Annotated in this window: 17 protein-coding genes; 3 read left to right on the top strand and 14 right to left on the bottom strand. The window is 44.5% G+C overall.

The window, feature by feature from the left end; all coding sequences use genetic code 11:
- Positions 1-37: 37 nt before the first annotated feature.
- Entirely contained in the window at positions 38-394 is a 357-nt protein-coding gene (locus CHH91_RS14665) for a nuclear transport factor 2 family protein (protein WP_095224196.1), read from the bottom strand.
- Positions 395-539: 145 nt separating this feature from the next.
- Here CHH91_RS14665 and CHH91_RS14670 point away from each other — a divergent pair, with 145 nt between their 5' ends.
- Entirely contained in the window at positions 540-806 is a 267-nt protein-coding gene (locus CHH91_RS14670; protein ID WP_095224197.1) for a hypothetical protein, read from the top strand.
- Between the two features lie 28 nt (positions 807-834).
- Here the strand turns inward: CHH91_RS14670 and CHH91_RS14675 are convergent, their stop codons facing one another.
- The 5 genes from CHH91_RS14675 to CHH91_RS14695 all read right to left on the bottom strand — a co-directional run bounded on the left by CHH91_RS14675 (position 835) and on the right by CHH91_RS14695 (position 5,833).
- Positions 835-2,742 carry a BglG family transcription antiterminator gene (locus CHH91_RS14675; RefSeq protein ID WP_095224198.1) on the bottom strand — a complete coding sequence of 636 codons (1,908 nt, stop codon included), beginning with the start codon at positions 2,740-2,742 and terminating at the stop codon, positions 835-837.
- A 62-nt stretch (positions 2,743-2,804) separates the two neighbouring features.
- Positions 2,805-3,137, bottom strand: coding sequence for a PTS lactose/cellobiose transporter subunit IIA (locus tag CHH91_RS14680; protein WP_095224199.1), 333 nt, complete (start codon positions 3,135-3,137; stop codon positions 2,805-2,807).
- Positions 3,138-3,151: 14 nt separating this feature from the next.
- Positions 3,152-4,501 (bottom strand): PTS cellobiose transporter subunit IIC, encoded by a 1,350-nt coding sequence (celB, locus tag CHH91_RS14685; protein ID WP_095224200.1) that lies wholly within the window; start codon positions 4,499-4,501, stop codon positions 3,152-3,154.
- Between the two features lie 5 nt (positions 4,502-4,506).
- Entirely contained in the window at positions 4,507-4,818 is a 312-nt protein-coding gene (locus CHH91_RS14690) for a PTS sugar transporter subunit IIB (RefSeq protein WP_095224201.1), read from the bottom strand.
- A 136-nt stretch (positions 4,819-4,954) separates the two neighbouring features.
- Positions 4,955-5,833 carry a TetR/AcrR family transcriptional regulator gene (locus tag CHH91_RS14695; protein WP_176465805.1) on the bottom strand — a complete coding sequence of 293 codons (879 nt, stop codon included), beginning with the start codon at positions 5,831-5,833 and terminating at the stop codon, positions 4,955-4,957.
- 202 nt (positions 5,834-6,035) lie between these two features.
- Between CHH91_RS14695 and CHH91_RS14700 the strand changes: the two genes are divergently transcribed.
- On the top strand, positions 6,036-9,284 hold the full coding sequence (locus CHH91_RS14700) for an efflux RND transporter permease subunit (RefSeq protein WP_095224203.1): 3,249 nt from the start codon (positions 6,036-6,038) through the stop codon (positions 9,282-9,284).
- 63 nt (positions 9,285-9,347) lie between these two features.
- Positions 9,348-9,881 carry a hypothetical protein gene (locus CHH91_RS14705; protein ID WP_095224204.1) on the top strand — a complete coding sequence of 178 codons (534 nt, stop codon included), beginning with the start codon at positions 9,348-9,350 and terminating at the stop codon, positions 9,879-9,881.
- A 90-nt stretch (positions 9,882-9,971) separates the two neighbouring features.
- Here CHH91_RS14705 and gvpU read toward each other — a convergent pair whose 3' ends face one another.
- The 8 genes from gvpU to CHH91_RS14745 are packed head-to-tail and all read right to left on the bottom strand — an operon-like array spanning position 9,972 to position 13,783.
- A complete protein-coding gene (gvpU, locus tag CHH91_RS14710) occupies positions 9,972-10,343 on the bottom strand; it encodes a gas vesicle accessory protein GvpU (RefSeq protein WP_095224205.1) in 372 nt (123 codons plus the stop codon).
- A gap of 15 nt (positions 10,344-10,358) precedes the next feature.
- Positions 10,359-11,069: a YtxH domain-containing protein gene (locus tag CHH91_RS20305; protein ID WP_141234172.1), complete on the bottom strand. Its 711-nt coding sequence runs from the start codon at positions 11,067-11,069 to the stop codon at positions 10,359-10,361.
- Positions 11,070-11,082: 13 nt separating this feature from the next.
- Complete coding sequence (locus CHH91_RS14720; protein WP_095224207.1) at positions 11,083-11,391, bottom strand: gas vesicle protein; 309 nt, start codon at positions 11,389-11,391, stop codon at positions 11,083-11,085.
- A gap of 4 nt (positions 11,392-11,395) precedes the next feature.
- Positions 11,396-11,692: a gas vesicle protein K gene (locus CHH91_RS14725; RefSeq protein ID WP_095224208.1), complete on the bottom strand. Its 297-nt coding sequence runs from the start codon at positions 11,690-11,692 to the stop codon at positions 11,396-11,398.
- Positions 11,646-11,939, bottom strand: coding sequence for a gas vesicle protein (locus tag CHH91_RS14730; RefSeq protein ID WP_095224209.1), 294 nt, complete (start codon positions 11,937-11,939; stop codon positions 11,646-11,648). Before CHH91_RS14730 ends, CHH91_RS14725 begins: the two co-directional genes overlap by 47 nt.
- Before the next feature lie 13 nt (positions 11,940-11,952).
- Positions 11,953-12,762, bottom strand: coding sequence for a GvpL/GvpF family gas vesicle protein (locus CHH91_RS14735; RefSeq protein ID WP_095224210.1), 810 nt, complete (start codon positions 12,760-12,762; stop codon positions 11,953-11,955).
- Positions 12,763-12,767: 5 nt separating this feature from the next.
- Positions 12,768-13,031 carry a gas vesicle protein GvpG gene (locus tag CHH91_RS14740; protein WP_095224211.1) on the bottom strand — a complete coding sequence of 88 codons (264 nt, stop codon included), beginning with the start codon at positions 13,029-13,031 and terminating at the stop codon, positions 12,768-12,770.
- Positions 13,028-13,783, bottom strand: coding sequence for a GvpL/GvpF family gas vesicle protein (locus CHH91_RS14745; RefSeq protein ID WP_095224212.1), 756 nt, complete (start codon positions 13,781-13,783; stop codon positions 13,028-13,030). Before CHH91_RS14745 ends, CHH91_RS14740 begins: the two co-directional genes overlap by 4 nt.
- Between the last annotated feature and the right edge of the window lie 13 nt (positions 13,784-13,796).

Below are 13,796 nucleotides of genomic sequence, written 5' to 3' on the forward strand. Positions count from 1 at the left end.
AGCAAAAAAGGCGGCCTGCTTCATGCAGCCGCCTTTTTCATTTTTCTGCTGGAGTTCCTTGATGGAATAACATCCGCCAGCCGCCCGGCTGATAACGCCAAATGGAGCTTCGCAGCTGCTCTCTTCCCGATCCTGCGTCACAGGTACGAAATGTAGCCAGAACTGTGTCTTCAGACAATATCCGTACATCGAAATCCCTGATATCCAAATCAACTGAATCCAATCCATTTGTGACAATATCCTTTTTACGGAATGATTGACCGGATGATCCGTGTTCCAAAAAGTCTTCTGTCAGTAAATTGCCGACAGCGTCTGTCGATAGTCTCGTGTCATCTTCCAGCAGGGATCTTTCTAATTGCAAAATTGTCTCTTTCACTTGCAGCTGTTCATCCATCTCGACTCGCCTCGCTTTTTATCTTAATTATATCTTTACGTCCATTCTATGAAAAGGGTTTCAAAATACAATAAAAAAGACTTGCTGACCATATTTGTATACATTTATGAAAACTGGTACAGTATTTAAAAGATGGGGTGACAAGATGGAATTGAAAAGAAGACCGCTCGTTGCGGCACTATTGAGCTTTCTATTCGCTGGCTTGGGTCAGTTTTATAACCAACAGAGTTTGAAAGGGACTATCTTCATCCTGATCAATCTGATCAACTTGTTCCTGATGTGGTTTGTTGTTGGTCTGTTCACGTTTTTCATTTTCTCGATCTATAATATCTATGACGCCTATAAAATGGCAAAACGCGCGAATATGAAGCTCGCCCGTCAGAGCGGAAAAGTCGAGCCTTCGCCTAACTAAAACAGCTGCCCTACTTAGGCAGCTGCTTTCATATAGATACAAGCGCCTTATAAAACTCCTCATACGTCTGGGCTTCCAACAGTTTCTGAACATGCTCCGGCTCCTCGATGATTCGCACCAGCTGCTGATACATACCGGTAAAATCCTCATCGCTTTCCTTTTCGATACATAACAGACACACAAACCGCACTTGCTTACCAGACCAGTCGATTGGTTTTTTTAAGGTGCAGATCACCCACAAGGTCTCTTCCACTCTGGCTTCGATCGGATGCGGTACTGCTACAAAATTTCCAAAGCTGGTCGGCGCCATAGACTCTCTCTCATATACAGCAGCAAGAAAATCCTCGCCAACCTTTCCATCCGTTTGCAGTACCTCAGTCAAATAAGCCAGAACTTCCTCCTTGCTCTCTAGATCCTGCTGCAGGTATACATAAGCAGGATTAATATAGCGGATCTGCTGACCGAAATGCAGGTAAGCTTCCAGCTTTGAAATTGCTTCTTTATCCAGAATGACGGGTACGAGAATAACCGGTAATGGTGTGACAGCCGATTCAATTGGAATTGTACTGATTATCAAGTCAGCTTCCCATTCTTTTTCACGAAGCAAGCGATAATATTCGATTGTATCAATGATATCCAACTTGTCCGGAAAAAGTGATTGCAGCTTATATCGAAGCAGCTGCGCACTGCCTGCGCCAGATGCACAGACCAACAAACATCTGATTTTCCGCCCTGTTTGCTTGCTTCGTTCTAAAGCGGCACCGATATGCAGCGCCAAGTAACCGATTTCCTCCTCTGCCAGCTGAATGCCGACCTCTTTTTCTACCGCACAAGAACCGATGACAGCAGCCTCAAATGCAAGCGGATAATGCCGTTTAATATCCTCAAGCAGCGGGTTGTGTACATTCATGCCATACAGGTGTCGATGCACGGCAGGCTTAAGATGCAAACTCAAGCCACGCAGAAGCTCCTGGTCAAGCCTCAGATCTAATCCCGTCTTATCATATATCCTCGCTACAATTGCTGCTGCCAAGTCCGGCATACCCATGTGACCATCCAATTTACTTTTGGATACATAATCTGTTCCCATCAGATGTATCGTCATATAAGCTACTTCAACCTGCGGGAAAAACAGATGAAGCTCTGCCTCCAGCATAGCGGTAAGCTGGGCTGCTTCCCGGAATGCCGGCTGCTGGATGATATCCTGCATGGCATCAGGGGCAAGCTCCACATATTGTTCATCCTTGATCCGCCGGCAGGCAATCGCAATATGCGTAACCAAGTTCTGCACTGCTACATCCGACAGTATCAATTGATTTTCCGTCACAAACTTATGCACAATATCATGTACGTAACGAATCTCCGCTTCAGAGATAATGCTATCCGGTAAACTGTACGCTTTATGCCAACCGACCTGCTTCGAAAAAAATGCAGACAGGAAATACCGTCTCTCTGTCTCTGTTCCAGCGATACGAATACCGTACTTCGGCTTTTTCTCCAGATCCAGCCCCGATTGCTGTAATAAAGAACGCACTTGTTTAAGATCGTTCTGCACTGTCGGAAAACTGACAAAACAAGCTTGTGCCAGGTCTTCCATCTTGATAAAGCCATCAGCTAAAAGCAACAGCTGCATAAGGTGATTCACTCTTTCAGCAGGTGTTTCTACCCGCGTATACAAACGCTCCTGCTTTACTCGGATAGTTTCCTGCAAGTACTGCTGAAAGAGCTTTTCCTCTATTACCACCAGCCGATAGCCCTGCCCTCGTATCGATTCTATTTTGGCATAATCCGCCGGCAGTTCCTGCTGAAGCAGCTTGATATCAGAACGCACTGTCCTTTCAGAAACAGCCAGCTTCCTTGCCAGTTCATCCGCTGTCAGCGTCCGCGATTCAGATGACAGGAAAGTCAATACTTCCAACAGCCTTGGTTGCAGCATACAGATTCACCCCCATATCCTCCATGCCTATGCAAAAAAGGCGATCAAATGACCGCCCAGCTTTAAACTGACCCTCTAGCTGCTGCCTGTCTGGCCAGCTCCTCCTGCAAATAAATGATCTCTTCCGCTAATTCCCGTACTGTCATGGCATTCATCAAGTGATCCTGCGCATGCACCATCAAGAGAGTCAAGGTCGTCTGTTCACCGCCTGCCTCGGCAGTGATAAGCTCCGTCTGGATATGATGCGCCTGATTGATTGCTTCTTTGCTAGCCTGGATTTTCTGTTTCGCTTCCTCAAATGCATGCTGTCTGGCCAGTATCATTGCTTCCATCGCATAGCTTCGGCCATCACCGCCATGCAGTATCAGCTGAAATGCTTTCTCTTCTATATTCATCACGTTCCTCCTTTTTACCTGCTCACCGGATCTGTGCCGTCTTCTGACGCTGCCACTTCACGCTGTCTTGCTTCCTCTTCCTTCAGCTGGTTTTTCTCAAGGGCGCGGAAGAACGGATAATAGATAACCATCGCAATCGCTAAGTTGATCAGCTGAATAACAGCACCTGAGATTTTGCCTCCTGTAGCCAGGTAACCCGAGATAAATGGCGGCATGGTCCAAGGAACAACAATTCCTGCTGGTTTAGCCACCAGACCTGTGCTCATCCCGATGTATGTGGTGATTACCATCACGAGCGGGACAGTGATGAACGGTATGATCATAATCGGATTCAGTACAATCGGAAGACCGAAAACGACTGGTTCGTTAATATTGAAAATCGCTGGACCGGTCGCTAGCTTACCCAGCTGTCTATTTTGCTTAAGCTTCGCCCGCCAAATCATGATCAAAACCAAACCGATCGTCGACCCTGATCCACCCACATGAATGAACACTTCAAAGAATTGAGCTGTGAAAATGTGCGGCAGTTCTGTGCCAGCAGCAAATGCTGTAGCGTTTTCCGCTGTCGCCTTCAGCCAAATCGGGGACATGATTCCGCCGACGATATTGGCACCATGCAGACCGCACACCCAAAGCAGCACGATCATCAATTCTGCGACAAAGCTGCCGATGAAGGAGGAACCGACGAGCGTAAGCGGCGATCCAATAACAGTTGCAATCAAATTATGGATATCACCGAACGATGTTGCTTCTACAAGCAAACGAATAAGCCAAACAAGGATGATGACAGCAAAACCCGGAATAAGTGCAATGAATGACCGCGCCACAGCCGGCGGTACACCATCTGGCATACGGATGACAATATTCTTTTTAACAATGAATCGATACACCTCGGTAGCTAGCATCGCTACCAGCATACCAACGAACAAGCCGCCGCTGCCCAATAAGGATACCGGCACGAAATTGGCAGTAGCTTCTCCAACTTGGAAAGGGCTGTAAGGTGTTGCAAGCAAGAATGCAGATAAGGCAATTGCTCCTGAAGAAAGCGGATCCACGCCATCTGATTCATATGCTTGCGCCAGTCGGTACGCAATACCGAAACAAGCAAATAATGCCATAACATCAAAGGTTACATTAACGGGATATTGCAGCTTTGTACTCCATGACTCCCCAAAAATACCAGCCATGAAATCGGCGTATCCCGGAATCGGCAAGTTACCTAGAATAAGGAAGAGTGATCCGACAATGATCAATGGCATTGTCAGGATGATACCATCCCGCAGCGCTACCAGATGCCGTTGTGCTGCAACTCTACCAGCAATCGGCATTACCTTCATTTCAAGAAAATCATTGAACCGGCTCATCTAGCTCACCCCTTCTTCGCAAATAGCGATTCAGCATGATGAAGCACATTCTTTCCATTTCCAGTACCATAATCGACACTATTGATTACATCAACCGGAATACCGCGCTCTTCTCCTAGTTTTTTCATCTGTGGCAGCATGTAGCGTACTTGCGGACCAAGCAGCAATACGTCAGCCTGTGCAATATGTTTTTTCGCCTGATCGGCAGATACAGCTTGAATATTGTACGTTTTCGATTCTGCTACTGCTGTTTTCTCCATTTTTGAGACAAGCAGACTAGTAGACATTCCTGCGGCACATACGAGTAAGATATTCATTTTTCTACCCCCTTCGGTTCTTACTCTCAATATACGATGAAAGCGTTTACATTTCCTGCTATTTTTTTGCCGTATCACAACGGAAACTTGTTTAAGTACAGGAAAGCCAGCATGCATGCTGCATCCCGGCTCTGCCCTATAATACTTTTATATTCAATAGTCCTGCCAATTCCTTACGCAAACCATCCAGTTCCCCGATGCCTTTAAAGTTGGCAATCAAGCCTTGGATGAGCAGCTTTTTCGGCTCTTTTTTCTGCATCTCTTCCTGAATCAGTTCAACAACTCCTTGCAGCTCCTGCACATCCTGGACATCTGCATCAAGGGTTAGAATAACAACCTGCATCCGTTCTAACACCTGTTTTACTTCCCGCTCCTTCATCTCTTTCTCGAAAATGGAAGCTGAAACTGGTGTTGCATCTGTCACAAGTGGTTCAGCTTTCCTTCTCAAAAGGCCTTCCACCATATCATCGATTCGTTCGAGAATATAAGAAGCTGTCTTGTCCAGATCCAGGATCAGCCCATGAAGAAGCATATCACCGATGATTTGTGCAAGAATCCCTTCCTGCATCATTCTTAAATCCTTTAAATACGGTTTGCTTTCTTCTCCGTATACTTCGAGCAAATCAAGCTCTGTCTTACGCCTTCCCTTTTCCATTTCCTCCAGGAAAAACAATTCCATCTCTTTCCCTATATCGGAATCGATATCGTGACGCTGCATTACGATGAAATTTCCGCGTTTGACGAGTTCACGCATCATGGTTGCCAGACGCAGCTTTGCTTTCTCCCGGCTGTCCAAATCCAGCTGATCGACTTTTTCGATCTCCTTCGTTATCAAACGGATATGATAGCGGAGGATTTCTGCCATCAGCTCTTCCTTGGATTTGAAGTAAAGGTAAAATGCCCCCTTGGAAAGCTTGCTCGCGACTGCAATCTCTTGAATGCTTGCAGCATGATAGCCCTTTTTGGCAATAATCTCAGTTGCTCGTTCAATTATTGTGATTTTTTTCTCCTGCATATTGCCTTTCCTTTCGACTGACCGGTCGGTCATAGTGTGTTAAGAGACTGTGAATAATATATGAATTCTTAGAATAAAGCTGTAATTAAGCTATTGAACTTCCTTATATCCTTGATATAATTGTTGCATTGTGATGTGGTTGCCTATATAGTATAGAGGACTAATGACCAGTCGGTCAAATGGAGAGTAAAGGAGCTGGACCGTGAGAAAGTTTATCAACTTTTCTTTGAAAAATAAGGTTGCCGTATGGTTACTTACCATCATGGTTGTCGTGACAGGTATTTATGCTGGAACAAATATGAAACTGGAAACACTTCCGGATATCAGTGTACCAGTCCTCACCGTAACAACTACATATCCTGGCGCACCGCCAGAGGAAGTCATGGAAAATGTAACAGAACCAATTGAGCAAGCTGTCCAAAGCTTGGATGGCATAGAGAATGTAAGCTCTACATCGATGCAGAATGCATCAACTATCCAGTTGGAATACGCCTATTCCAAAAATCTGGATGATGCAGAACAGGAAGTAAAGGATGCACTTGAGAATGTACAGCTTCCAGAGGATGCAGAAGAACCAGAAGCTGCACAAATCAATTTGAATTCCTTCCCTGTCATCACCCTTAGTGCTTCTAATAGCAATCAAACAATAGAAGAACTGACTCAGACTGTCGAATCCGATCTCCAGCCAGCACTTGAAGGAATTGAAGGTGCCGCTTCTGTTGGTATCTCGGGACAGCAGCTACAAGAAGTACAAATCACTTACGATGAAGATGCTCTGGCTGAAAATGGTTTGACACAGGATACTGTCGGTCAAGTCATCCAGAACAGCAGTGATTCTTACCCGCTCGGCTTGTACCAATTTGGTAACAGCGAGAAAAACGTTGCTGTAGACGGCAACATTGTCACACTAGATGATTTACGTAACTTGGAAATTCCGGTTACAGGCGGCGCAAGTGCACAACAGGCACAAGGTGGCCAAGAAGCAGCAGCAGGCCAAAGCGGTCAGGCAGCTGCAGGCGGTCAAGCTGATGCTGCAGCACAAGCGGCGCAGGCTGCACAAGCTCCGACTGAACTGCCAACTGTCCAGCTGCAGGATGTAGCGGAAGTGGAAATAGTCGGTGAAGTAGAATCCATTTCCCGCACAAATGGCGAGGACTCCATCGGGATCGACATTACGAAGGATCCAAACGCCAATACTGTAGAAGTTGTCAATGCAGTAAAAGATGAAATAAAGCAGTTTGAAGAAGATCATGATGGTATGACCATTACGTCAACAATGGACCAAGGTGCACCAATCGAGGATTCTGTCCACACGATGGTGAACAAAGCACTCTTCGGCGCCATTTTCGCTGTGATCATCATCCTCTTGTTCTTGCGTAACATCCGTTCTACAATCATTTCTATCATTTCGATTCCATTATCGATTTTGATCGGTCTGATTTTCCTATATGAAATGGATATCAGCTTGAACATCATGACATTGGGTGCCATTACCGTTGCCATCGGCCGGGTAATTGATGACTCGATTGTTGTTGTAGAAAATATTTACCGACGCATGTCCTTGGCAGATGAAAAACTGCGCGGCAAAGAATTGATCATTGATGCAACACGCGAAATGTTCGTCCCGATTTTATCCTCTACTGTTGTAACAGTAGCAGTATTCCTTCCTCTTGGATTAGTTGAAGGACAAATCGGAGAATTGTTCCTGCCATTCGCATTAGCTGTCGTATTCGCTTTGCTGGCATCCTTGCTCGTTGCGGTTACCGTTGTACCGATGGTGGCACATACATTGTTCCGCAAACGATTGGATCGCGGCACTAGCGAACAAGATGCAAAAAATTATGTACACAAAGAAGAAAAACCAAGCAAACTGGCGAATTTCTACAAGCGAATCTTGAATTGGAGCTTGTCGCATAAAATCATCACTTTCGTTATTGCGCTTGTTTTACTAATCGGAAGTCTGTTCTTAGTTCCTTCGATTGGTGTCAGCTTTATTCCTAGTACCGGCGAGAATATGGTCGTTGCGTCTTATTCACCTGAACCAGGTCAAACACGCGAAGACATTCAGGAAGTTGCCGACCAAGCCGAGGATATGCTGCTAGATCGCAACGGCGTTGAAACATTGCAGTATACAATCAGCAGCGGAGGTAATCCGCTCTCAGGTTCAACCGGAGATTCAGCCCTCTTCTATTTAGGCTATAGCGATGATTATGAAGATATCCAAAGCGAGACAGAAGCAGTCGTCGATGATCTGCAAGCCTTGACAGACCAAGGTGAGTGGGGATCCATCGACATGACGGGCACAAGCAGCAACACAACACAATATTACATCTACGGTGATAACGTAGAAGATATTCAAACTGCGTCTCAGCAGGTCATTGATCTAATTGAAAATGACGATAACTTCACTAACGCGGATTCTGATGCTTCTGAGCAATATGACAAATATACAATTGTAGCCAACCAGGAAGAACTGGCTCAGTTAGGTTTGACAGCAGCTCAAGTCACGGCTCAGCTGTCCAACATTGGCAGCCAGCCGTCAATCGCTACTATTCAAAATGATGATGGCGAAGCACTGGATGTTTATGTGCAAGTAGCAAACGAATCTTTCGAGGATAAAGAAGATCTGGAAAATACAACGATCCAAACATCACTCGGGACAGAAGTGGCTCTGAACGAAATTGCTGAAATCGAAGACGGTCAGTCTCCGAATACATTGCAGCGACGTGATGAAAAACTTTACGGTTCTGTATCTGCTGATATTACAAGCGATGATGTCGCAACTGCTACTAGCGGCTTGCAAGAAGAGATTGATAACCTTGAATTGCCTGATGGCGTAAGCATCGATCAGGGCGGGGTTTCTGAACAGATCAATGAATCGTTCAGTCAGCTTGGTCTTGCAATCCTGGCAGCGATTGCGATTGTATACTTCGTACTAGTATTAACATTCGGCGGAGCACTGGCACCGTTTGCTATCCTATTCTCCCTGCCGTTCACAGTCATTGGTGCGTTGGTAGGATTGCTCATCGGCGGCGAGACAATCAGTGTTTCCTCCCTTATCGGGATGCTTATGCTGATCGGTATCGTTGTAACGAACGCCATCGTTCTAGTCGATCGTATCATTCATAAGGAAAAAGAAGGCATTCCGACTCGCGAAGCGATTCTCGAAGCCGGTGTAACTCGTCTTCGTCCGATACTGATGACAGCCATTGCTACAATCGGCGCACTTGCACCACTTGCTTTCGGCTTCGAAGGCGGCGGTTCCGTTCTAATCTCGAAAGGACTTGGAATCACTGTAATGGGTGGTCTTATCAGTTCTACCTTGCTGACACTTGTTATCGTACCTATCGTGTATGAAGCAACAACACGCTTCAGCCTGCAAGAGCATCATAAAGCAGAGCGCCAGCGCCGCAAGGAAAGAAAACGAGCGAAGAAAGCAGCTAAGGAATAAAAGAACACAGAAAAGCCTGCAGTAAATGACTGCAGGCTTTTCCATCATATTGGGGGACTTTATTTGAAACCTGAAAAGGAACGTTTACTGACAGTTGATGCATCCGACTCTTTGAATTTCCTTTTATTTGTACATAACTATGCCAAACAAGAGAAACATCGTTTTCCCTATATGCCTGGTAACCCATGGAAACTGCGGGAAAAAGCAGTTTTGCAGCCTTTATTACAGCAGCTGTGGAATGAATCATTATCCAGCACTACTTCCCCTTCCTTGTCTCTTTACCACCAAAAAGAAAAATTCCGACTGCTTTTTCAAGATGATAACAGCTTTGAAGGCTGCTTAGACGCCTTTTTATCATGGTGGGGTAGCATGACCGGAAGTATGGCCGTTGAACGTTTCATTGGACAAGATGGCTTCAGTTCATTGTATACACTCTTCCGAATAACCGACAAAGAAATACTTACCATCCATCTCCTTTACGAAAATGACATCTTAGGACGCCCTGTCGTAAAGGATCAGTTGGTCCTTACCTTAAGAGAAACGTTTGTACAGGAAGAAATGATAACTACAATGAAAGATCGTCTAGGTATTAACTAAGGAAACACGATTATTGTACACATGGTATAGTCATTGCAGAAACAATCGCAACACATAAAAAGCTCCGGCAACCATATGCCGGAGCTCTCTTTATTCTTCATCTGACATCCTACCAAGGAAGAATCCATCTACCTCGCTAATCTTTCCGCGCCATAGAAGATCAGAATTAGCTGGTGTAGTTTTATTTTCTGCCAGATATGTGGACATATTTTTTAAATGAATGTACTCCGCATTGCTTTGCTTGGTGTCCGCCGATTCCTCCGCCTGCTTCAAAGCTTCCTTCAATTGCTTAGCCACATCATTTTTTTCTGAGATGCTGTCTTTTAAATCGGAGAAGTAAGATGCGGCTGAAATGATAGTCCCAGTGACCAGCCCACCTTTCACATGCAGTGTTATATCCGTGGAGAAATCATGATGATTAGCTGCCTGTACAAAGAATGATAAAATTTCATCTTTAGCCATTTTCAATCCTCCTAATTACTTTGTTACGTCATCTTGTCGCACGATTGTTATTCCATTGCTGTTCGCAGTATCTTCCTCTTTTGATGAGTTCTCATTCAAAAGCTGGCTCAATTTATTTTCCAATTCTTCGATTTTCTGCTTTAAATGCTCATTCTCGTCACGCAGGTTCTCGTTAGCTTGGTTGTTCTGGCTGCCTGGATCCTTTTGTTTATCCTGATTGGTGTTATCATCTTGATTTTCTTGATTGTTGCTATTATCCTGCTTATCCTGCTTGTTGCTATCATCTTGCTTATCCTGATTGTTCTTATCATTTTGATTGTCCTGGTTGTTATCATTCTGGTTACCTGTATTGTTGTTATCCTGTTGACTGTCCTCGTTGTTCTTATCATTCTGGTTCGCAACATTCTCGTTCTTTTCTTCTTGTTCTTCTGTGTTATTATCATCGTCTGAACTCTTGTCTTTTTTAAATTTATCCTGCACCATATTGATGGTTTGGTCTTTCATCTGCTTAACTGATTCACCTAAGTCTTTTCCCGTCACCTTCGTTTTCGCTGATTTGAAAGTACCTGCGATTTTCTTCCCGATATTCGGGCTAGTTAGTAGTCCGATTGAGGCTCCGGCTATACCACCTGCAATTGTCCTATTCCAGGTATTATCTACCTTCCTTACTTTATCTGCTGCTTTAACTACTGCCTTATTTACAACTTTATCTTTCATTTCACTCATTTTCTGTTCCTCCTTAGTCCGACATTTTTTGTTCTAGTAATTCCAGGCGTTTCTGAAGCTGTTCGTTTTCCTCCTGCAACCTTTTCGTATTGCTGTCTGCTGCTTTTGAGGATAGATATGGATCTGATTCCCACCAGTCTAAGCCAATTTCCTTTGCTTTATCGACCGAGGCTACGATTAAACGTATCTTGATGGTAAGCAGTTCTACATCAGCTATCCCTACTGTGATGTCCCCAGCAATAACGACACCTTTATCCAGTACTTTTTCCAATACATCGACCAAGTTACTCGTGTTGCTCTGAACGACTTGTTGATCTGCCATGTTCTCACTTCTTTTCTGGTAAGAGATTTCCTAATGGGCCAAGGTCAATATTCAAATCTTCATCTTTTAAGTTGAAGATTAGCTTCAGTTCTTCCATCTTTAATTCCAAATTCATCAATGCCATGCCAAGATCTTCAATTTGCTGATCCGATAGTGTTCCGCCTTCCACCCGACGAATGGCATGACGTTCGACAATCTGGCGAAGCAATTCGATCACTGTCATAACTAATTGTGCCAAACCATGTTCCGCATCATCAGGATCTAAATGGATTCGCCCGCTCTTCGGCTGCTGCACTTCCATGTTCCAGCTCCTCCTTCTGTTTATCAAATGCTTCTGATGTAAAGTCCACCCGTGTATTACCGGATTGATTTTGTACTAGCGTCTCAACAGAGGCAATCAGCACTCGCAAGTCTAAGTACACTAAGTCAACTCCAGCAATTGAAATAATTAAATCCCCTTTTATTGCAACACCCTTATCGAGGATGACATCAAGTATATCTATCAAGGAAACATCCTTGTTTCTGTCAATCGTCTCACGTGTATTCATCTTGTGCCTCCATCTAATAGACGAAATGATAAGCTGGCCAAGGTCCAGTTGCTTCGAATCTCCATCCAGACGAAGCACTTTCTTCATTTTTCTGTTGAACAAGCTCTAAAAATGCTTCTACTTGGTGCTCCTGGATAAGATAAACACTATTCCAGCTCATTTCCAGCTCACGACCTGTGACGTCCTTGCTCCAGGCTGTCTTTACTTTCTCTTCTGAAGCAATTTCAGTTAGTTCAGCATGTACCTGTTCACAGAATTGGTTTTTCTCTTTTTCTAATTCAGCCTCGACAAGCTGGTCGATTTTCCGCTTCTCAAAGAATTGACGGCCGGGAGGCAAGCTCTCTATTTCCTTCATCTTTTCTTTAATGCTGGGGCTGTGCTGCAGTACGTGCGCACGGAGGGGTTCATCATCACAGTAGATTTTCAGATTCCATTCCTGGCTGCCTTTAATTCTGACAAATAGACTTTGGATTGTATCTGCTTGTTCACGCAGCTTCTCTTCCAGACTGTCCTGACTCAGGTAGATTGTACAGAACTTCATCGGAATCAGCGTATACTGCTTTTGCAAATCAAGCAGCACTTCATGATGGTGCATTGCACTCTCCTGAAGCCATTCAAGGTCGTCCTTCATTCTCGACTCCAATGCTTCCCCTTCATACGCTTCCGCATCCACTTTCGTATAAATAGCTGCAATGTCCCCGTATATTGCAACCGCTGCTTGCTGTTCCTTATCAATGCCAGCAAAAGAAGAAAATGGTGTTTTATCCAGTTCAATAACAGGTACAATACCGTATAAATAAATATAATTTTCCTTCTGTTCCATATCCCTTACTCCTTATCCTCTTCTTCAGCAAGCTTTTCCCACTCATCCAATTCACGCTGCTTGGCTACTTCATAGCGCAGCAGCAGTTCCTGTTCCTTTTCTTTGTATGCCGCTTCTGAGATTTCCTCCAACTCATACAGCATCTGCAGCTGAATCAACTTTTGCTGTATAACGGAGATATCGAAATACTCCTTATCAGCTTCGCCCTTAATTTCCCGCCCAATTCTTATCAGTAGTTTGATTGGTGCAGAGACCAGAAAAGGGATCATGATGGCTTTTCAACCTGTAAACGAATATTGATAAAGTTATATGCTGGCCATGGGCCGGAATATTTAAAATCTACTTTTCCTTCCCATTTGTCATGAAGCTCATTGACTGCTTCATCAAATTGAGATTCTTTTTCCTTATCCAGCAAAAACGCACTGTTAAGCAGCATCTTCTCACTGATCGGTTCATTTGCTTTTGCTGCTGTGGCGAGCTTCTGAAGCGGCGTAAGAATCTGTTCTTCCATTTGCCGGCGCTTTTCTGTAAAGAACTTCTGGGTTAGTTCACCAAGCTTCATTCGATCATAGTATCCAGCTTCCTTGGATTTCTTGCTTACGGCTTCTTTCAGTCTGACGATAGCAGGATCTTTATGAATTTCCTCCTCCAGCCATTCCTGTTTGCCGATCACTTTCAATCCCAGCTCGATCTTATTGCGAATCTCCGGAAATAGTTCTGTAAACTGAGGTTCTAGCTTCTTCAGTATCACCTTGGCATCTTCATCCGTTTTAAAAACATTGCCGAAACTGACAGGAATCATCTCCTCCTGTTTCTTCATTACAGAGGAAAGGATAGCTTGATGAGCCATTAGATTATCCTTGGTAGGATGATAAATTTTCTGCGGAACTTTAGCCGCCACAAATGCCATATCTCCATGAGGGATCATATATGTGCTCCCGGAAACGCCATCCAGCTCCACATCTCCGAAGCTCGGCTGAACCGGATTCTGTACTGCGCAAAATACATACGTTCCATCCATTGCTGCTGCCTCC

It is taken from the genome of Virgibacillus sp. 7505 (assembly GCF_002272135.1).
GTDB lineage: Bacteria > Bacillota > Bacilli > Bacillales > Amphibacillaceae > Terribacillus.

Bases quoted from the DNA above. Each gene is read 5' to 3' on its own strand.
- CHH91_RS14740 (WP_095224211.1), bottom strand. From the start codon at position 13,031: ATGATCCCTTTTCTGGTCTCTGCACCAATCAAACTACTGATAAGAATT.
- CHH91_RS14665 (WP_095224196.1), bottom strand. From the start codon at position 394: ATGGATGAACAGCTGCAAGTGAAAGAGACAATTTTGCAATTAGAAAGA.
- CHH91_RS14745 (WP_095224212.1), bottom strand. From the start codon at position 13,783: ATGGATGGAACGTATGTATTTTGCGCAGTACAGAATCCGGTTCAGCCG.
- CHH91_RS14725 (WP_095224208.1), bottom strand. From the start codon at position 11,692: ATGGAAGTGCAGCAGCCGAAGAGCGGGCGAATCCATTTAGATCCTGAT.
- CHH91_RS14670 (WP_095224197.1), top strand. From the start codon at position 540: ATGGAATTGAAAAGAAGACCGCTCGTTGCGGCACTATTGAGCTTTCTA.
- CHH91_RS14730 (WP_095224209.1), bottom strand. From the start codon at position 11,939: ATGAATACACGTGAGACGATTGACAGAAACAAGGATGTTTCCTTGATA.
- celB (WP_095224200.1), bottom strand. From the start codon at position 4,501: ATGAGCCGGTTCAATGATTTTCTTGAAATGAAGGTAATGCCGATTGCT.
- CHH91_RS14690 (WP_095224201.1), bottom strand. From the start codon at position 4,818: ATGAATATCTTACTCGTATGTGCCGCAGGAATGTCTACTAGTCTGCTT.
- CHH91_RS14695 (WP_176465805.1), bottom strand. From the start codon at position 5,833: ATGCAGGAGAAAAAAATCACAATAATTGAACGAGCAACTGAGATTATT.
- gvpU (WP_095224205.1), bottom strand. From the start codon at position 10,343: ATGGCTAAAGATGAAATTTTATCATTCTTTGTACAGGCAGCTAATCAT.
- CHH91_RS14720 (WP_095224207.1), bottom strand. From the start codon at position 11,391: ATGGCAGATCAACAAGTCGTTCAGAGCAACACGAGTAACTTGGTCGAT.
- CHH91_RS14735 (WP_095224210.1), bottom strand. From the start codon at position 12,762: ATGGAACAGAAGGAAAATTATATTTATTTATACGGTATTGTACCTGTT.
- CHH91_RS14675 (WP_095224198.1), bottom strand. From the start codon at position 2,742: ATGCTGCAACCAAGGCTGTTGGAAGTATTGACTTTCCTGTCATCTGAA.
- CHH91_RS20305 (WP_141234172.1), bottom strand. From the start codon at position 11,069: ATGAGTGAAATGAAAGATAAAGTTGTAAATAAGGCAGTAGTTAAAGCA.
- CHH91_RS14680 (WP_095224199.1), bottom strand. From the start codon at position 3,137: ATGAATATAGAAGAGAAAGCATTTCAGCTGATACTGCATGGCGGTGAT.